The sequence below is a fragment of the Rhizobium sp. BK251 genome (genome assembly GCF_004345245.1).
Classification (GTDB): Bacteria; Pseudomonadota; Alphaproteobacteria; order Rhizobiales; family Rhizobiaceae; genus Rhizobium.
The window spans coordinates 368,870-386,190 of sequence record NZ_SLUQ01000009.1 but is presented as its reverse complement, the minus strand read 5'-3'; the positions used below and the strand labels follow the sequence as shown (position 1 = coordinate 386,190).

The following is a 17,321-nucleotide window of genomic DNA, read 5'->3' as shown; positions in this document are numbered from 1 at the left end:
AGCTCAACGGCGCACGGAGGAGAGGCTAGGACCGTCTCACCGTCTCTTGCGAGAGAGCGTAGAAGCCGACGTCAATCATGCCGGCGCGAAAGCCGGCCTCGCAATAGCATAGGTAATATTCCCAAAGCCGCCGGAACCGCGGAGGAAATCCCATCTGCTCGATCTCCGGCCAGGATGCGAGGAACCGCTGCCGCCATTCGGCAAGGGTCCGGCCATAGCTCTCGCCGAAGGTCTCGACCGAGACAAGCTTCAGATCGGCAGCAGTGGCCTGTTCGGCAATCGCCGTCTTGGTGGGCAGCATGCCCCCAGGGAAGATATGGCTCTGGATGAAATCGGCCGACCTTCGATAATCCTCGAAGCGGGCCTCGTCGATGGTGATGACCTGCAGGACGGCCCTCCCACCGGGCTTGAGGCGGTCGCGCAGCGTCCGAAAATAGGTCGGCCAGTAGGATTCGCCAACGGCTTCCAGCATCTCGATCGAAACAATGCGGTCGTAAGAGCCGTCGAGATCGCGATAGTCCTTGAGCTCCAGAGCCACCGCACGGCCCAGGCCCTTATCCGCAACGCTCTGCTTCGCAAAGGCCAGTTGCTCGCGGGACAGCGTCACCCCGGTGACCTTCGCGCCGGATTGCCCGAGCCGGCATGCAAGCGCACCCCATCCGCAGCCGATCTCGAGAACCTCTTCATCTTCGCGCAGGCCAAGCAACTCGATGATGCGCCCAAGCTTGACCTCCTGCGCCTCCTCCAGCGTCTGGTCGTCGCGCTCGTAGATGGCAGATGAGTATGCCATGCTTTCATCCAGCCAGCGGCGATAGAAGGCATTGCCGAGATCGTAGTGGAAGGTGATGTTCTTGCGGCTGCCCGTCCTGGTATTGGCTTTCAGGACGTGGCGGAGGCGGCTCAGCACCCGCATCGGGAAAAACCCGGAAAATCTCCGGTCGAGCTTTCCGATGTTCTGGGCCGCGAATTCCAACAGCGCCGTCAGATCGGGGCTCGACCAGTCGGCATCGACATAGGCTTCCGCAAAGCCCAGATCCCCACGCGTGATGAAGCGCCTGACCGCGCGCCAGCGATGAAGGACGAGCGTCGCTTCGCGGCCCGGCCTCGATCCATGATGCCGCAAAGTCTCCCCGGACGGCATGACGATGGTGAGTTGGCCGAAACTCAATCCGGAAACAAGCCGCCGTAAAAGTAGCGTCGCCACGCTCGATCCCCGACCCATTTGGCCGATCGCCGCGCGGCTTTCACTATTGATGGGCATGTGTCCTCCTCTTGGGCGCGACAGGAAAGCCTGTCTGGCGACCGATCGTCACGGGATCGTCCGGCGGCAGCGGGCGCTGCTGCAGGCGGACACCCTTGAGCCAGAGCCGCAACGCCTCCCAGTGGATGCCCGCGATCACCTTCAGGGTCAGCAGCGGATAGGCGAAAAAAGCGCGAAGAAGGGAGGCATCGGTCAGGGTCCGGCGCGTTGCGGCAACCTTCGCCACGATCAACGGTCCTTCCGCATCAGACCCCGTTATGGAAACAAGCAGGCGCGCTCCCGGCGGGGTGATCGCAAAGGAATAGGTCATCTCAGTCGCCATGAACGGCGACACGTAGAGGGACTTTTCGCTTTGCTGGTGAATGACGTCCTGCGATCCGGCCACCACCGGAATGAGATAGTTGTGTCGCTCTCCGAAGGTATTGCTGACCTCGTAGAGAATGGCGGCGAGCGAGCTATCAGGCCGGTGGCAGAAATAGATGCTGAGCGGATTGAAGACATATCCGAGGATGCGCGGCATACAGAAGAGGTGAACCGGCCCGCCTGCCTCGATCCCGGCCTCACGCAGGTGGCTCTCCACCTGTACCCGCAACGGCACGCTCGAACCGTCGCCGTGATCGCGATCATTGAAGCTGAAGAGGTTCGCCCGGTTACGCGAAAAGAGCCGGAGGTCTCCGGCCAGGGCGTCGATCTCGTCGAGGTCGAGCAACAGGTAGAAGACGCTGTAGCGAAGCGTGTGCCGGCAGGGCCGCAGCCGTGCGTGCATCACCTTGCCGGCATAGAGGGCGGAGCGGACTGCGTTCATCAGGCCACCTCCACTTGCGCCGCTAGCCTCTCGATATTTCGGACATGGATGCGGCCGGATTCGTCGGGCACGGTCCAGGGCCGACGCACGCCGCCGAGCACCTCGGCCACCGCAAGGCCGGCCTGCAGGCCATCCTCATGGAAGCCTGCACCGAAATAGGCGCCGCAGAACCACGTGTTCCGCACTCCCTGCATGGACCAGAGCTCTTCTTGAGCAGCCATTGCCCCGAGGTCGAAGCGCGGGTGCCGGTAGGAAAATTCCTGCAGGACCTTCTCGCCGGCAATGTCACGATGCGGGTTCAGCGTCACGAAGAGGGACGATGTTTCAGGAATGCCCTGCAGCCGGTTCATCCAGTAGGTGACGGCCAGTTGCCTGCTTCTTCCGGTCTCGCGCGACATGTAGTTCCAGCTCGACCAGACCCTGCGTCGCTCCGGCATCAGACGCGGATCCGAATGAAGCACGGCCTCGTTGCCGACATAGGCGAAGGAGCCGAGAAGATGGCGTTCCTCGCTGCTTGGATCGGTCAGCATGCGCAATGCCTGGTCGGCATGTGTGGCAATCACGACATGGTCGAAACGGCGGCTGATGTCACCCTGGCTCACGAGCTCGACATGGCCCTCATGACGGCGGACCGCCTTGATCGGATGTCCAAGGGCGATGCCGCCGATGACTTCGCGCAAGCGCTGGACGTAAATGCGGCTGCCACCTTCGACGGTGCGCCAGATCGGCCGTCTTGCGAGCTTCAGCAACCCGTGGGTCTCGCAGAACCGAATGAAAGCGGCGGCGGGATAGCTGCCGATATCGGCCGCAGGCGTCGACCAGATCGCCGCCGCCATGGGGAAAAGGTGGTCGTTGCGAAACGCGTCGCTGTAGCCCTCAGCGTCGAGATACTCAGCGAGGGACACGGCACCGAGTCGCGCCGTATCGGCAGGCGCGCTACGGTAGAAGCGCACGAGATCACGCAGCATCCGCCAGAACCGTGGACTGGCGAGGTTGCGACCTTGGGCGAAAAGGCCGGTCAGGCCCGTCCCGGAATATTCGAGCCGCCCGCCGTCGATCGAAACGGCAAAGGACATGTCGGAGCGCTTCGTTGCGACACCGAGATGGCGCAGCATCGCCGTGAGATTGGGATAGGTCACCTCATTGAACACGATGAAACCCGTATCGACGGGAACGCCGGCCGCCTCAACCGTGTTGCTGTGCCCGCCCAGGCGATGCTCCGCCTCGAACAGTGTCACGCGATGGCGCTGGGACATGAGCCACGCAGCGGAGAGACCGGAAATGCCGCTGCCGATGACTGCAATGTCCAGTGTGCCACCGGGATCGGCGCCCGCCTTGTCGTCTGTCATTCCAAGCCCCCGTTAATCAGGACCGAGGGACTTTTCTTTGTCCCTCAAGCTGCCATTCTTCTACGCGGCGACCGGATGCGTGGATCACCGGGGCGAATGATCCAGCGCCGATGCTCCGGCGTATAAGGGGAAATGAGTGTCGCAGGACCCGCTCTTGGAGAGACAGAAAGACAGGAACGCCGCTCCTCGATGGCGAGGATCGGTCTCATGAAGACGGCCGGGCAAACCAAGGCCTTGCTCTCGGCGGATGAACTCGCGCGGCTTCTGCTGTCGGTCGCGGCCGAGCAGGATCGGCTGGCCTTCGCAATGCTGTTCGGCCATTTCGCGCCGCGCGTGAAGGCCTTCATGATGCGATGCGGCCTCTCCGATGCCGCGGCCGAGGACATAGCACAGGAAACCATGCTGGCGATGTGGCACAAGGCCTCCTATTTCGATCCCCGCCGAGCTGCGGTCTCGACCTGGATATTCACGATCGCTCGCAACCAGCGCATCAACCGCCTGCGCCGCGAGCGCGTGCAGCAGGCGGACGTTCGCCTGGATCCGAGCGACGAACCGGATTCGCCGGCGTCGGGTGAGGACATTGCGATCGCGGCCGACCGCGAGCAGCAGGTCCGCAGCGCGCTCTCCGCCTTGCCGACAGAACAGGCGACGATCGTCAGGCTGTCTTTCTTCTCCGAACGGCCGCATGCGGAGATCGCGCGCGAACTCGGCATCCCGCTCGGTACAGTCAAATCGCGGGTCCGGCTTGCGCTCGGCCGATTGCGCACTCTTCTGGATGGTGACGCATGACGATCCGGCACCATCCGAGCGACGAGACACTCCTTCGCTATTCAACGGGACGGTTGGGTGCAGCGCCGGCGCTGGTCGTCGCCGCCCATCTGGAAGGCTGCGAGCACTGCCGTTCGCGGGTAGCCGATTTCGAGGCGGTCGGCGGGGCCTTGATTGACGAGATGCCGCCGGCTTCGATGGCGGCGGATGCGCTCGACCGCACGCTCGAGCGGCTCGAGACAAAGCCGGCGGCAACCGCGCCAATAGTCTCACCCAGGCAGGCCGATCTCGGCATCGAGCTTCCGGCATCCTTGCGCCATTGCGAGATCGGGCCGTGGCGCTGGCTCGGGCCGGGTTTCCGCTGGAGCAAGATCACGGTTCCAGGAAGCCCCCAAGCCAAGCTCATGTTCCTGCGGGGTAGGGCGGGGCTCAGGCTGCCGGCCCACGGCCATACCGGCACGGAATTCATGCAGGTGCTTTATGGGTCGCTTTCCGACGGGCGCGGACGCTACGAGCTGGGCGATCTCGACGAGGCGGACGCGGACGTCGACCACCAGCCAGTGGTCGGCATGGAATCGGAATGCATCTGCCTTGCGGCACTGGAGGGTGATACGCGGCTGCACGGACTGCTCGGCCGAATACTCCGGCCTTTCGTCGGCTTCTGAGGAGTGCCCATGCACGATCCGAACACAGCTAGGTTTTCGGTCGCGGCATCCATTGCTCGGGAAACAGCAGGGGCAATGCGATGACTCTTGCGACGTTACTCATCCTACTCGCGGTCGCAATTTCCGTGACTATGGCCTTCGCTTGGTCCGTTGCGATACGGACCGGATCGTCCGGCTGGATCGATGTCGTCTGGTCATTCGGCGTCGGGGCGGGTGGCGTCATCGGATCGCTCGCTCCGCTGGGGACAGGTGGAGATATCAGCCCGCGGCGATTTCTTGTCGCCGCAATCATTGGCATCTGGTCCCTGAGGCTCGGCCTTCACATTGCCGCCCGAACACATGGCGGCGGCGATGACCCGCGCTACCGACAACTGCGCGAGGAATGGGGAGAGAGCTATCGCGGGCGGCTGTTCTGGTTCCTGCAGATCCAGGCCGCCGTCGCATTCATCCTCATTCTTTGCCTCCTGACCGCCGCCCATCGACCCGCGCCGGCGCTTGACCTCGGCGATCTCGCCGGACTCATCATCTTCGTCCTTGCCGTCGTCGGCGAGGCGGCCGCCGATCGCCAGCTGTCGCGCTTCGGGGCGAGGCCGGAGAACCGCGGCGAAGTCTGCGACGTCGGCCTGTGGCACTTCTCGCGCCACCCGAACTATTTCTTCGAATGGCTCGTCTGGGTCGCAATCGCCGCAATCGCCGTCGATTTCGGCGGCGCCTATCCCTGGGGCTGGCTGGCGCTTGCGGGTCCGCTCCTCATGTATTGGCTCCTTGTCCACATCTCCGGCATACCACCGCTCGAGGCGCACATGCTGCGCTCGCGAGGAGAGCGGTTCCGCATCTACCAGCAGCGGGTCAACGCCTTCTGGCCGGGCCCGCCCAGACACCCCTCCCACGACGCGCCGGCGGAGAAGATGCGATGAACCTGATCTCGAGCGCAATCCAGCTCGTCGAGCGCGTGCCCCTTCCTGACCCGGCGACGAGGCTTGGCATCAGTCTGCTCGTCGGGCGAACGCGACGGAGCCTCGCGAGCCTCCCACCGCATCGGGAAAGCGATTTCGCCCGCGATATGGAGAACTATCCGATCGCCGCCCATGTCGATGCCGCCAACACGCAGCACTACGAGCTGACGCCGAATTTCTTTGCGCTCACGCTTGGACCCCGCCGCAAATATTCCTGCTGCCTCTATGAGAAGGGCAGCGAAACGCTGGCCGAGGCCGAGCAGGCGGCACTCCAGGCGACCGCACGGCATGCGGACCTCGCCGACGGCCAGCACATTCTGGAACTCGGCTGCGGCTGGGGTTCGCTGACCTTGTTCATGGCCGAGCGGTTCCCGAACGCAAGGATCACCGCCGTTTCCAATTCAAAGGCGCAGAGGCAGCATATCGAAGGTACGGCGCGCATGCTCGGCCTTGCCAATCTGACGGTTGTAACCGCCGACATGAACGATTTCCAACCGACCGAAGCGTTTGACCGCATCGTCTCGGTTGAGATGTTCGAGCATATGTCGAACTGGCGCAGCCTGCTTGCCCGTGCAAGATCCTGGCTCGCACCGGAAGGGCGGCTCTTCGTGCATGTCTTCAGCCACGGCAGCCAGCCCTACCGCTTTGATCATCGAAACCCGGCGGACTGGATCGCACAGCATTTCTTCACCGGCGGGATCATGCCGAGCCACGGGCTGCTGACGCAATTCCCCGATTGCTTCGAGGTCGAGGAGGCGTGGCGGTGGAGCGGTCTGCACTATCAGCGCACCGCACTCGACTGGCTGGCAAACTTCGATGCCAATGCGACCCGCATCGACAGCATATTGGCCGATGTCTATGGACGTGAGGCCACGATCTGGCGGCGGCGCTGGCGCCTGTTCTACTTGGCGACCGCCGGTCTTTTCGGCCATGCCGGGGGCAGCGAATGGGGTGTCAGCCACTACCGCCTGCGCCCGGTTCGCTGACGATCGGCCGCGTGATTTCATGACCCGCAGGTCCATTGCCCAGGATCAATGGGGAGGCAAGAAGGCGCGGGCGACGAGATAGCCCGCCGTCGCCGCCGCAGCGGTGAGAAAGGTTCCCCAACAGAGATCGGCGATCGTGACGGCGACAGGCCAGTTCTTCAGCGTCGCCTGGTTGGTGAGATCGTAAGTAGCATAGGCAAGCAAGCCCAGGCAGGCGCCGTAGAACGCCGACGTCGTCCAGCGACCTGTCGCGAACGCCGGTGAGACGGCAAAAAGGACGATCCCGGCAATATAGATCACATAGAAGAGGGCGGCGGGGGCCAGGCTGAAGCGCGCCAGCAGCATGTCGCCCATCAGCGGGCGGTAAAGGCGTTGCGCGGCGAGCCTCAGCCAGATCACGTCGAGGCCCAGAAATACGACTGCCGTCGCGACATAGGCGATGCCGTAGGCTTTCACGATACCGCCCTCCCATTCCTTGGATCAGTAGCTTTTCTACGCCCCGCGCGGCATGTCGGATCACCGGCCCTCCTTTCCCGGCAATGGTCATCATCCCCCGGAAGTGATCCAGCAGTCGACGACCTGCGTAAGAGGAAGCAAGGAAGAGAGGAGGCCATGCCCGGAACCGTGACTCGCTGCGCAACTGCACTCGCCATGCTTGTCGCCCATGCCCTCGGCTCTGCGGCAAGCGCCATCGCTGCCGATCCGGAAGGCATCTGGATGCGCGATGACGGCAACGCCCGCGTCAGGATTGCCCCCTGTGGCGACAAGCTCTGCGCCACGAATCTCTGGATCAGGGACACGAGCAAGGGCGAGGAGGTCGGTGATCGTCTGGTGATGAAGTTGACGCGTGAATCCGAGACCGAATTCTCAGGCACTGCCTACGATCTCAAACGTGAGAGAACCTATTCGATCGATATCATCGTCGGTCAGGGCGCCCTGACGACCCGGGGCTGCATCCTCGGGCGACTGCTGTGTCGCGATGTCAACTGGACACCGGCCGAATGACGAGCTCAAGGCACTCGCGCCTTATCGATGGATCGGATCAATCCACGGCACGTCTTCCGGCTTCTCGACGGGCTCGATATCGAGATTGACCACCACCGGCTCCTGGCCGGAGCGGACGAGCACGCATTCCAGGGTCTCGTCGCGGCTCGCGTTGATTTCCTGGTGCGGCACATAGGGCGGCACGTAGATAAAGTCGCCCGGACCGGCCTCCGCCGTGAATTCGAGGTTGTCTCCCCATCGCATCCTGGCCTTGCCCTTCACCACATAGATGATGCTCTCAAGGTCGCCGTGATGATGCGCTCCGGTCTTGGCATTGGCGTGGATCGTCACCGTTCCGGCCCAGATCTTCTCCGCGCCCGCGCGAGCGTGGTTGATCGCCGTTGCCCGGTTCATGCCGGGCGTCTGGGCCGTGTTCGGGTCGAGCGAATTGCCCGGGATGACCTTGACGCCGTTGTCGCGCCAGTTCGTGGAATGATGGAGAGCTTCGTCGTCGTGGCTATGGTCGTCGGACACGGTCGTCTCGCCTGCTCAAGGGTTCGGCGTCAGCGGATCTCGCTGAGTGTTCGCCGACTATAGGGGCTGGCTTACATGCGCGCCAGCCGGCTGAGTTGTCGCGGCCCGGGCGAGCCTCAGTTTCCGAGAATGCCGGGAAGGCGCAGGCCCTTTTCCCTGGCACACTCGATGGCAATCTCGTAGCCCGCATCGGCGTGCCGCATCACGCCCGTTGCCGGGTCGTTCCAAAGCACGCGCTCGATGCGCTTGTCCGCATCCTCGCTGCCGTCGCAGCAGATGACCATGCCGGAATGCTGCGAAAAGCCCATGCCGACGCCGCCGCCGTGATGGAGCGAAACCCAGGTAGCACCGGAGGCGGTGTTGAGCAGCGCGTTCAGCAGCGGCCAGTCGGAGACGGCGTCGGAACCGTCCTTCATCGCTTCCGTCTCGCGGTTCGGCGAGGCGACCGAGCCGGAATCGAGGTGGTCGCGGCCGATGACGATCGGTGCCTTCAGCTCGCCGTTCCTGACCATTTCGTTGAAGGCAAGGCCGAGCTTGTGGCGATCGCCGAGGCCGACCCAGCAGATACGCGCCGGCAGGCCCTGGAAAGCGATGCGCTCGCGCGCCATGTCCAGCCAGTTGTGCAGGTGCTTGTTGTCGGGCAGGAGCTCCTTCACCTTGGCGTCGGTCCTGTAGATGTCCTCCGGATCACCTGACAGCGCCGCCCAACGGAACGGGCCGATGCCGCGGCAGAACAGCGGACGGATATAGGCAGGCACGAAGCCGGGGAAGGCGAAGGCGTTCTCCAGCCCCTCATCCTTGGCGACCTGGCGGATATTGTTGCCGTAGTCGAGCGTCGGCACGCCGGCATCCCAGAATGCGACCATGGCTTCGACATGCTGCTTCATCGAAGCTCGGGCCGCAGCCTCCACAGCCTTCGGATCGCTCTCGCGCTTTGCCCTTGCTTCCTCGACCGTCCAGCCGAGCGGCAGATAGCCGTTCAGCGGATCGTGCGCCGACGTCTGGTCGGTGACGATGTCGGGGCGCGGTCCGCCGGCCTTCATGCGCTTGACCAGTTCGGGAAAGATTTCGGCGGCATTGCCGAGAAGGCCCACGGACTTGGCCTCGCCGGCCTTGGTCCACCTGTCGATCAGGGCGAGAGCCTCGTCCAGCGTCTTGGCCTTTTCATCGACGTAGCGGGTCCGGAGGCGGAAATCGATGCGGGTCTCGTCACACTCGACGGCGAGGCAGCAGGCGCCGGCCATCACGGCTGCAAGCGGCTGCGCGCCGCCCATGCCGCCAAGCCCGCCGGTCAGGATCCACTTGCCCTTGAGGTTGCCGCCGTAGTGCTGTCGGCCAGCCTCCACGAAGGTCTCGTAGGTGCCCTGAACGATGCCCTGCGTGCCGATATAGATCCACGAGCCGGCCGTCATCTGGCCATACATGGCAAGACCTTTCTTGTCGAGCTCGTTGAAATGGTCCCAGGTTGCCCAGTGCGGCACGAGGTTTGAATTGGCGATCAGAACGCGCGGCGCATCCTTGTGCGTACGGAAGACGCCGACCGGCTTGCCGGATTGCACCAGCAGCGTCTCTTCTTCTGTCAGTGTCTTCAAGGTTGCGACGATGCGGTCGAAATCCTCCCAGGTGCGGGCAGCGCGGCCGATCCCGCCATAGACCACCAGCTCGTTCGGGTTCTCGGCAACATCCGGATCGAGGTTGTTCATGAGCATGCGCAGGGGCGCTTCCGTCATCCAGCTCTTGGTATTGAGTTCCAGTCCGCGCGGCGCACGGATCTCACGGATGTTGTGGCGTGGATTGGTCGTCATGTCAGATCTCCAAGGATGGCAGGATGCCGGCGGATACCGATGAATTGAGTGTTGCAGTGGCGATCAGCCCGGCTGCGGCCTTCAGGTCGTTCGCCATGAAACGGTCCTCTTCCAGCGCCGGCACGACGGCGCGGATCGCGGCGAGTGCCGCCTGCAGTTCCGGGCTCGTCTTCAGGGGAGAGCGGAGCTCGACGCCCTGGGCGGCCGTGAGCGCCTCGATGCCGATGATGCCGAAGAGATTCTCTGTCATCTGCAGCAGGCGGCGCGCACCATGGCAGGCCATCGAGACATGGTCTTCCTGGTTGGCCGATGTCGGCGTCGAATCGACCGAGGCCGGGTGCGACATCTGCTTGTTTTCGCTCATCAGCGCGGCCGAAGTGACTTCCGCGATCATCAGGCCGGAGTTCAGCCCCGGCTTCTTCGCGAGGAACGCCGGAAGACCATAGGAAAGGGCGGGATCGACGAGCAGCGCGATGCGCCGCTGCGAGATTGCGCCGATTTCACAGACCGCAAGCGCGATCTGGTCGGCCGCGAAGGCGACCGGTTCGGCGTGGAAGTTACCGCCGGAGACGACGGAGCCGTCAGAGAGCACCAACGGGTTGTCGGTCACGGCATTGGCTTCGATCTCCAGCGTGCGCGCAACCGAGCGCAGCAGGTCGAGGCAGGCGCCGTCGACCTGCGGCTGGCAGCGGATGCAGTAGGGATCCTGCACGCGCTCGTCGCCCTCGATGTGGCTCTGGCGAATGACGGAGTTTTCGAGGAGCGCGCGCAGCGCGGCGGCCGTATCGATCTGGCCGCGATGGCCACGCAGCGTATGGATATCCGGATGGAAGGGCGCGGAAGAGCCCATGGCGGCATCGGTGGACATTGCGCCGGTGATGAGTGCCGCCTGTGCCGCGCGATGCGCGCGGAAGAGGCCGGCGAGCGCAAGCGCCGTCGAGACCTGCGTGCCGTTGATGAGAGCAAGGCCCTCCTTGGCCGCAAGCACGACCGGCTGCAATCCGGCGCGCACGAGCGCGGTGGCGCCATGCATCCTCTCGCCCTGGAAGAAGGCCTCGCCATGGCCCATCATCACCGCGGTCATGTGGGCAAGCGGCGCGAGGTCGCCCGAGGCGCCGACCGAACCCTTTTCGGGAATGAGCGGAATGACGCCCCTTGCCAGCATCGCTTCGATGAGCCGCACGATTTCCAGGCGGACACCGGAAGCCCCACGCCCGAGCGAGGTGAGCTTCAGGGCCATGATCAGCCGGACGACATTTTCCGGCAGCGGCTCGCCGACGCCACAGCAGTGGGACAAAATGAGATTGCGCTGCAGCGTTGCGACATCAGCGCTCTCGATCTTGATCGAGGCGAGCTTCCCGAAGCCGGTGTTGATGCCATAGACGGGTTCGTTGCCCGCCGCGATCTCGGCGATCCGCGCCGCTGCGCGCTCAATGCTGGCATTGAAGCCGGGATCGAGCCTTGCCGGCTCGCCGGTCCAGAAGATGGTCTCGAGATCCCGCAGCGGAACGGTGCCTGGATGGAGGGTGATGGTCAACGATCGATCCTTTCGCCCTTGAAGACGCGTGCATGAAGTGGGTTGAAGCCGATGCGGTAGACGAGCTCGGCCGGGCTCTCGATGTCCCAGATCGCGAAGTCGGCGGACTTGCCGGCCTCAAGCGTGCCGGTCTCGCCGAGCAGGCCGAGCGCGCGGGCACCCTCGCGGGTCGCCCCGGCGATGCATTCCTCGACAGTCAGCCCGAAGAGGGTCGCCGACATGTTCATGGTCAGGAGCAGCGAGGTGAGCGGCGAGGTGCCGGGATTGCAATCGGTCGCGATCGCCATCGGCACGCCGGCCTCTCGGAGAGCCTTGATCGGCGGCTTCTGCTTCTCGTTGATGGCATAGAAGGCACCCGGCAGCAGCACTGCGACAGAGCCTGCCTTCGCCATGGCCGCGACGCCTTCCTCATCGAGATATTCGAGATGATCGGCCGAAAGCGCACCATAGGACGCGGCAAGCCTTGCACCTCCCAGATTGGAGAGCTGCTCGGCATGGAGTTTGATGGGAATGCCGAGTTCCGCGGCCTTGTCGAAGACGACGGCGATCTCGTCGGGAGAGAAAGCGATGCCCTCGCAGAAGCCGTCGACGGCATCGACGAGGCCTTCGGCATGGGCCGTCTCCAGACCCGGAAGCACGACCTCTGCGAGGTAGTCGCGGTTGCGTCCCTTGTATTCGACCGGCGTTGCGTGGGCCGCCAGATAGGATGTGACGATCCGGACGGGACGAGCGTTCTCGAGTGCGCGGGCAGCGCGCAGCATCTTCAGCTCGCCCTCGATATTGAGGCCGTAGCCCGACTTCACCTCGATCGTCGCCACGCCCTCGGCAAGAAGGGCGTCCAAACGGGGCAGGGCTGTCTCGACGAGACCCCGCACGGAAAGGACGTTCGTGGCTTTGACGGAGGAGACGATGCCGCCGCCAGCGCGCGCAATCTCCTCATAGGTGGCACCTTCGAGACGCATCTCGAATTCGCGGGCACGGTTGCCGCCATGGACGATATGCGTGTGGCAATCGATGAGGCCCGGCGTCACCCAGCGGCCTTCCAGATCGAGGATTTCGGCCCTCTCGGCAAGGCGGATCGGCAAATCGCCTTCAAGCCCTGCGAAGACGATGCGCTCGCCCTCGGTGACGATCGCGCCCCGCTCGATCACGCCAAGGCCGGACCGGCCCGTCGAAAGCGTGGCGATCCGCGCGTTGCGCCAGAGGCGCGGCACCACATAGGCGGTGCCTTCTCCGGAAAAATTGTTCCCACTCATCAGCTTTGCGCCTTTCCTTATGAGTGAATAAGTATATACATAATAAACGGCTGGCAAGAAGGAATTTGGGAATCTTCATGGCGAACGAACTCCGCAACGAACTGCACGACGGTAAAGGGGCAGGATCTCGACGCCTTCACGCAGGCGCAGCTCTGCTGCCCGGAGGCTGGCAGAGGAATGTCCGCCTGACGATCGAAGGCAGCCGCATCGCCGCCGTCGAGGCAGGCGTGGAGGCGCAGCCGGATGACGAGCGGCACAACGTCTTCGTGCCGGCGGTCCCGAACCTCCACAGCCATGCCTTCCAGCGCGCAATGGCGGGTCTCGCCGAGGTCCGCGGACCGAGCGAGGATACCTTCTGGACATGGCGCACCCTCATGTACCGCTTTGCGCTGTCGATGACGCCCGAGCAGGTGGAGGCCGTTGCGGCCCAGCTTTACGTGGAGATGCTGGAAGCAGGTTTCGCCCGTGTCGGTGAATTCCATTATCTTCACCATGACAGGAACGGTAGCCCCTATGCCAATGTGGCAGAACTTGCGGAGCGCATCGGCGCGGCGACCGCGGAGACCGGCATCGGCCTGACGCTTCTGCCGGTTTTCTACGCCCATCACAGTTTCGGAGGCTTGGCACCCATCGACGGCCAGCGCCGCTTCATCAACTCGGTCGACCGTTTCGAGGCCCTGATGACCGGCTGCCGCAAGGTGGTGGCCGGGTTAGACGGCGCCGGACTTGGCCTTGCACCGCACAGCCTGCGAGCCGTCACACCCGAAGAGCTCCAGGCAATCCTCCCGCTTGCCGGCACCGGCCCGATCCATATCCATGCAGCCGAGCAGGTGAAGGAGGTCGAGGATTGCATCGCCTGGTCCGGTGCGCGGCCGGTCGAATGGCTGCTCGACAATGCGCCGGTCGACAGTCGCTGGTGCCTCATCCACGCGACACACATGACCGACGAGGAGACGCGGCGGATGGCGAGGAGCGGCGCGGTTGCCGGCCTTTGCCCAATCACTGAGGCCAATCTCGGCGACGGCATCTTCTCCGCGCCACAATTTCTGGCGGAGCGCGGCCGCTACGGCATCGGCTCGGATTCGAATATCCTGATCTCGCTCGCAGCCGAGCTCCGGCAGCTCGAGTATGCGCAGCGGCTCGCTCGGCGGGTTCGAAATGTCGTTGCCGCGCCCGAGGCCTCGACGGCGCGCGCCCTCTTCGACCGCGCGGTCGAGGGCGGTGGTGCGGCGCTGAACGCGCAAGTAGGGCTTGCCGTCGGGAACCATGCGGACATCGTATCGCTTGACCTGTCGGAAGTGCCTTATCTCTCCGGCGACCAACTGCTCGACAACTGGATCTTCGCGCGCGGTGTTCGCGTCGACTGCGTATGGGCTCTGGGGCGCAGGCAGGTCGAGAACGGCCGCCATGTGCGGCGCGATGCGATTGCAGCACGCTTCGTCAGCGTTATGAACGAGTTGCTCGCCTCGTGAAGAGAGCACTCCTCCACGCAAACAAAGCCATCCGGATGGCTGGCAACAAACAAGGAAGGACGGACCGCCGTCGATGAAAACGATCAGCGACGTCACCCTGCACCAGCGCATCCTCGGCGATATCAAGGGTCGCATCGTCTCCGGCGAGTGGCCGCCCGGACACCGCATCCCGTTCGAGATCGACCTTGCAGCGCACTATGATTGCTCGCGCATGACCGTCAACAAGGTGCTGACACAGTTGGCCAAGGCCGGTCTCATCGAGCGGCGCAAGAAATCCGGCAGCTTCGTCACGCAGCCGCAGGCGCAATCGGCTGTCCTCGAAATCCACGACATCAAGACGGAAGTGCAGTCGCTCAACCTGCCCTATTCCTTCACGCTGACGAAGAGGCAGAAGCGCAAGAGCCGCGCCGAAGACGCACTGCGCCTTGAGCTTCCGGCCGCCACGTCTTTGCTGGAACTGGCCTGCACCCATTTCGCCGGCGCCCGGCCGTTCTGCCTGGAGGAGCGGCTGATCAGCCTCTCGACCGTGCCCGGTGCCGAGGAGGCGGATTTCTCGCAGATCGCGCCCGGCCCCTGGCTGCTGGGCCAGGTTCCCTGGAGTGCCGCCGAACATCGTATCCTTGCGGTACCCGCAAGTGCGGGCAAGGCGACGGCGCTCGAAATACCGCGCAACACCGCCTGTCTCGTTGTCGAGCGGCGCACCTGGAGCACGGGCGGGCCGGTTACCCATGTTCGTTTCACCTATCCCGGAGACCGGCACGCGCTGGTGGCACGCTTCACGCCTGCGGGATGAGAGTGACGGAAGGTCCATTCCTTTCCGCTTGCGCCGAGAGCTTGTCGTGAAGCAAGGCTTTCGCCTTGGCGACGCTGTCTGAGAGGGTTTCGCCCTTCGCCAGATAGGCGGCGATGCCGCTTGCGAGCATGCAGCCCGTTCCGCGCATCTCGACCGCGAGGCGCTTCGCTTCGAAGCGCTCCGGCGGCCTCCCGTCGCGCACGAGGATGTCCGTCGACCACGGTCCGTGCCCGTGACCGCCCTTGACCAGTATCGCCCCACCTTGCCGAATCAGGGAAAGGAGGGCCTGTGCCTGATCCAGTGCCTCCGTCTCGTCCCGGGCCGGCCGTTTGCCTGTCAAAGTGCCCAGCTCTCCAAGATTGGGCGTCAGAACAGCACAATGGCGAAGGAGCTTCGTCTTGAGTATTCCCACCGCGTCCTCGCCAAGCAGTCGTCCGCCGGAGCTTGCGGCGAGGACCGGATCGAGAACCACCGGAATGTGTTCGTGGTGGTCGAGAACGGAGGCAACGGCGGCAATGATTTCCTCCGTCCCGAGCATGCCGATCTTCACGGCGGCCACGTCATTGGCTTCGAGCGCTGAGCGCATCTGCGCTTCGACGAGCATGGCATCTGCCGGCACGACCTGCCGCACCGCATGATGTGTCTGCACGGTGATCGCTGTCACCGCGAGGCAGGTTTTAACGCCGCGTCCGGCGATCGTCTCTATGTCGCGCGCAATGCCCGCGCCTCCCGATGAATCGGAGCCGGCAACGACGAGAACGTGCCGTTCCCCGTTCAGCGCCATTGGGCCGTCCTTTCGATCCATTCGCGCGTTCGGGCTTCCGGATCGGCGTTGCGGGTGATGTCGGTGACGACGGCGGCACTGTCCGCGCCATGCGCAAAGACGCCCTCCAGCCGCTCGACGTTCAGCCCGCCGATCGCAACCAGCGGCAGCGGAGCCACGCGTTCCTTCCAGAGCCGGAGCTTCTCCAGGCCCTGCGGTTCCCACTTCATCGCCTTCAGAATCGTCGGATAGACCGGCCCCAGCGCGACATAGTCGGGTCGGGCGGCAAGCGCGGTTTCCAGCTCTGCGTCGTCATGGGTCGAAAGCCCGAGCTTCAGCCCGACCGCGCGGATCGCCGCCAGATCGGCAGCTTCAAGATCCTCCTGCCCGAGATGCACGAAGTCGCAGCCTTCCTCGATGGCGATACGCCAATAGTCGTTGACGATGAGCTGGCAGCCATGGGCAGTGCAGATCGCCTTGGAACGACGGATTTCGCCGCGCAGCTCATCCTCCGGCATATCCTTGATGCGCAGCTGCACCAGCTTCACGCCGAGCGGCACGAGCCGTTCGATCCACTCGGCGCTGTCGACGATGAGGTAGAAGGGGTCGAGCTTCATGCGAACACGGCCTTTCCGATGACGGGCGTTGAGGGTACCGCCATGTCGCGCGGCTCGAGCATGCCGGCGTAGAAGGCCTCGTTTCCGGCCTCGATCGCCTTGGCGAAGGCTCCCGCCATGGCGGCCGGATCAGCCGCACCAGAGACGGCAGTGTTGAGCAGAACGGCATCGTAGCCGAGCTCCATCACCGTCGCCGCGTGTGAGGGTCGACCGATTCCGGCATCGACAACAAGCGGGACGTCGGGGAAATGAGCCCGCATCGCCCTGAGCGCAGTGAGGTTCAGCGGACCGGCGGCGCTGCCGATCGGCGCGCACCAGGGCATCAGCACCTTGCAGCCAGCCTCCAGCAGTTTTTCCGCGACGACAAGATCATCCGTCGTGTAGGGAAACACCTCGAAGCCCTCAGCGGTCAGGATACGCGCCGCCTCGACGAGCGCGAACACATCCGGCTGGAGCGTGTCGTGGTGGCCAATCACTTCCACCTTGATCCAGTTCGTCGCGAAGACCTCGCGCGCCATCTTCGCCGTCAGCACGGCCTCGGAGACGCTGTGGCAGCCTGCCGTATTGGGCAGAACCCGCACGCCGAGATCGCGGATCATCTCGAAGAAGGCGCCGCCCGTCTTGCCGCCGGCGGTCTCGCGTCGCAACGAGACGGTGACGATCGCGGTCTGCGATCGCCGGACGGCTTCAGCGAGAATCGCCGGGGAGGGATAGCGCGCCGTGCCCAGCAACAGGCGCGACGAAATGGTGGTGCCGTACAATTCGAGCAT

Annotated in this window: 18 protein-coding genes; 7 read left to right on the top strand and 11 right to left on the bottom strand. The window is 64.1% G+C overall.

From position 1 onward, the window contains the following. Positions 1-25: 25 nt before the first annotated feature. The 3 genes from EV286_RS24515 to EV286_RS24505 are packed head-to-tail and all read right to left on the bottom strand — an operon-like array spanning position 26 to position 3,415. Entirely contained in the window at positions 26-1,261 is a 1,236-nt protein-coding gene (locus EV286_RS24515; protein ID WP_132959786.1) for a cyclopropane-fatty-acyl-phospholipid synthase family protein, read from the bottom strand. Continuing rightward, the gene (locus EV286_RS24510; protein WP_132959785.1) at positions 1,248-2,066 is read right to left on the bottom strand and encodes a DUF1365 family protein; all 819 of its coding nucleotides are present in this window, start codon (positions 2,064-2,066) and stop codon (positions 1,248-1,250) included. Before EV286_RS24510 ends, EV286_RS24515 begins: the two co-directional genes overlap by 14 nt. Beyond that, entirely contained in the window at positions 2,066-3,415 is a 1,350-nt protein-coding gene (locus tag EV286_RS24505) for an NAD(P)/FAD-dependent oxidoreductase (protein WP_132959784.1), read from the bottom strand. Before EV286_RS24505 ends, EV286_RS24510 begins: the two co-directional genes overlap by 1 nt. A 189-nt stretch (positions 3,416-3,604) precedes the next feature. On the opposite strand from EV286_RS24505, the gene EV286_RS24500 reads away from it, so the two are divergent. From EV286_RS24500 to EV286_RS24485, 4 genes are all read left to right on the top strand, one after another. Then, entirely contained in the window at positions 3,605-4,204 is a 600-nt protein-coding gene (locus EV286_RS24500; RefSeq protein WP_245500814.1) for a sigma-70 family RNA polymerase sigma factor, read from the top strand. Next, positions 4,201-4,848, top strand: a complete 648-nt coding sequence (locus EV286_RS24495; RefSeq protein ID WP_132959783.1) for a ChrR family anti-sigma-E factor — start codon at positions 4,201-4,203, stop codon at positions 4,846-4,848. Before EV286_RS24500 ends, EV286_RS24495 begins: the two co-directional genes overlap by 4 nt. Before the next feature lie 80 nt (positions 4,849-4,928). Further along, on the top strand, positions 4,929-5,765 hold the full coding sequence (locus EV286_RS24490) for a DUF1295 domain-containing protein (protein WP_132959782.1): 837 nt from the start codon (positions 4,929-4,931) through the stop codon (positions 5,763-5,765). Beyond that, positions 5,762-6,790, top strand: a complete 1,029-nt coding sequence (locus EV286_RS24485) for a cyclopropane-fatty-acyl-phospholipid synthase family protein (protein WP_132959781.1) — start codon at positions 5,762-5,764, stop codon at positions 6,788-6,790. The genes EV286_RS24490 and EV286_RS24485 overlap by 4 nt, the downstream gene beginning before the upstream one ends. Positions 6,791-6,835: 45 nt before the next feature. Here the strand turns inward: EV286_RS24485 and EV286_RS24480 are convergent, their stop codons facing one another. Beyond that, positions 6,836-7,246, bottom strand: coding sequence for a DUF2177 family protein (locus tag EV286_RS24480; RefSeq protein ID WP_132959780.1), 411 nt, complete (start codon positions 7,244-7,246; stop codon positions 6,836-6,838). 156 nt (positions 7,247-7,402) lie between these two features. Here EV286_RS24480 and EV286_RS24475 point away from each other — a divergent pair, with 156 nt between their 5' ends. After that, complete coding sequence (locus tag EV286_RS24475; protein ID WP_132959779.1) at positions 7,403-7,795, top strand: DUF2147 domain-containing protein; 393 nt, start codon at positions 7,403-7,405, stop codon at positions 7,793-7,795. Between the two features lie 21 nt (positions 7,796-7,816). Here the strand turns inward: EV286_RS24475 and EV286_RS24470 are convergent, their stop codons facing one another. The 4 genes from EV286_RS24470 to hutI form a co-directional block, all read right to left on the bottom strand. Further along, positions 7,817-8,308 (bottom strand): cupin domain-containing protein, encoded by a 492-nt coding sequence (locus EV286_RS24470; protein WP_132959778.1) that lies wholly within the window; start codon positions 8,306-8,308, stop codon positions 7,817-7,819. Between the two features lie 116 nt (positions 8,309-8,424). Further along, complete coding sequence (gene hutU / locus EV286_RS24465) at positions 8,425-10,113, bottom strand: urocanate hydratase (RefSeq protein WP_132959777.1); 1,689 nt, start codon at positions 10,111-10,113, stop codon at positions 8,425-8,427. Position 10,114: 1 nt separating this feature from the next. Next, positions 10,115-11,650: a histidine ammonia-lyase gene (gene hutH, locus EV286_RS24460; RefSeq protein WP_132959776.1), complete on the bottom strand. Its 1,536-nt coding sequence runs from the start codon at positions 11,648-11,650 to the stop codon at positions 10,115-10,117. Then, complete coding sequence (gene hutI, locus EV286_RS24455; RefSeq protein ID WP_132959775.1) at positions 11,647-12,906, bottom strand: imidazolonepropionase; 1,260 nt, start codon at positions 12,904-12,906, stop codon at positions 11,647-11,649. Before hutI ends, hutH begins: the two co-directional genes overlap by 4 nt. Before the next feature lie 77 nt (positions 12,907-12,983). On the opposite strand from hutI, the gene EV286_RS24450 reads away from it, so the two are divergent. Then, complete coding sequence (locus tag EV286_RS24450; protein ID WP_132959774.1) at positions 12,984-14,378, top strand: formimidoylglutamate deiminase; 1,395 nt, start codon at positions 12,984-12,986, stop codon at positions 14,376-14,378. 73 nt (positions 14,379-14,451) lie between these two features. After that, positions 14,452-15,171 (top strand): histidine utilization repressor, encoded by a 720-nt coding sequence (hutC, locus tag EV286_RS24445; protein ID WP_132959773.1) that lies wholly within the window; start codon positions 14,452-14,454, stop codon positions 15,169-15,171. On the opposite strand, the gene EV286_RS24440 is transcribed toward hutC, so the two are convergent. The 3 genes from EV286_RS24440 to EV286_RS24430 are packed head-to-tail and all read right to left on the bottom strand — an operon-like array spanning position 15,155 to position 17,321. Then, complete coding sequence (locus EV286_RS24440; protein ID WP_132959772.1) at positions 15,155-15,955, bottom strand: hydroxymethylpyrimidine/phosphomethylpyrimidine kinase; 801 nt, start codon at positions 15,953-15,955, stop codon at positions 15,155-15,157. The genes hutC and EV286_RS24440 overlap by 17 nt on opposite strands. Then, positions 15,946-16,551 carry a thiamine phosphate synthase gene (locus tag EV286_RS24435; RefSeq protein WP_132959771.1) on the bottom strand — a complete coding sequence of 202 codons (606 nt, stop codon included), beginning with the start codon at positions 16,549-16,551 and terminating at the stop codon, positions 15,946-15,948. The genes EV286_RS24440 and EV286_RS24435 overlap by 10 nt, the downstream gene beginning before the upstream one ends. Next, on the bottom strand, positions 16,548-17,321 hold the full coding sequence (locus tag EV286_RS24430; RefSeq protein ID WP_132959770.1) for a thiazole synthase: 774 nt from the start codon (positions 17,319-17,321) through the stop codon (positions 16,548-16,550). The genes EV286_RS24435 and EV286_RS24430 overlap by 4 nt, the downstream gene beginning before the upstream one ends.

Excerpts from the sequence above, each read along its gene's own strand:
- EV286_RS24515 (WP_132959786.1), bottom strand. The coding sequence starts at position 1,261 with ATGCCCATCAATAGTGAAAGCCGCGCGGCGATCGGCCAAATGGGTCGG.
- EV286_RS24510 (WP_132959785.1), bottom strand. The coding sequence starts at position 2,066 with ATGAACGCAGTCCGCTCCGCCCTCTATGCCGGCAAGGTGATGCACGCA.
- EV286_RS24505 (WP_132959784.1), bottom strand. The coding sequence starts at position 3,415 with ATGACAGACGACAAGGCGGGCGCCGATCCCGGTGGCACACTGGACATT.
- EV286_RS24500 (WP_245500814.1), top strand. The coding sequence starts at position 3,605 with ATGGCGAGGATCGGTCTCATGAAGACGGCCGGGCAAACCAAGGCCTTG.
- EV286_RS24495 (WP_132959783.1), top strand. The coding sequence starts at position 4,201 with ATGACGATCCGGCACCATCCGAGCGACGAGACACTCCTTCGCTATTCA.
- EV286_RS24490 (WP_132959782.1), top strand. The coding sequence starts at position 4,929 with ATGACTCTTGCGACGTTACTCATCCTACTCGCGGTCGCAATTTCCGTG.
- EV286_RS24485 (WP_132959781.1), top strand. The coding sequence starts at position 5,762 with ATGAACCTGATCTCGAGCGCAATCCAGCTCGTCGAGCGCGTGCCCCTT.
- EV286_RS24475 (WP_132959779.1), top strand. The coding sequence starts at position 7,403 with ATGCCCGGAACCGTGACTCGCTGCGCAACTGCACTCGCCATGCTTGTC.
- hutU (WP_132959777.1), bottom strand. The coding sequence starts at position 10,113 with ATGACGACCAATCCACGCCACAACATCCGTGAGATCCGTGCGCCGCGC.
- hutI (WP_132959775.1), bottom strand. The coding sequence starts at position 12,906 with ATGAGTGGGAACAATTTTTCCGGAGAAGGCACCGCCTATGTGGTGCCG.
- EV286_RS24450 (WP_132959774.1), top strand. The coding sequence starts at position 12,984 with ATGGCGAACGAACTCCGCAACGAACTGCACGACGGTAAAGGGGCAGGA.
- hutC (WP_132959773.1), top strand. The coding sequence starts at position 14,452 with ATGAAAACGATCAGCGACGTCACCCTGCACCAGCGCATCCTCGGCGAT.
- EV286_RS24440 (WP_132959772.1), bottom strand. The coding sequence starts at position 15,955 with ATGGCGCTGAACGGGGAACGGCACGTTCTCGTCGTTGCCGGCTCCGAT.
- EV286_RS24435 (WP_132959771.1), bottom strand. The coding sequence starts at position 16,551 with ATGAAGCTCGACCCCTTCTACCTCATCGTCGACAGCGCCGAGTGGATC.
- EV286_RS24430 (WP_132959770.1), bottom strand. The coding sequence starts at position 17,321 with ATGCTCGAATTGTACGGCACCACCATTTCGTCGCGCCTGTTGCTGGGC.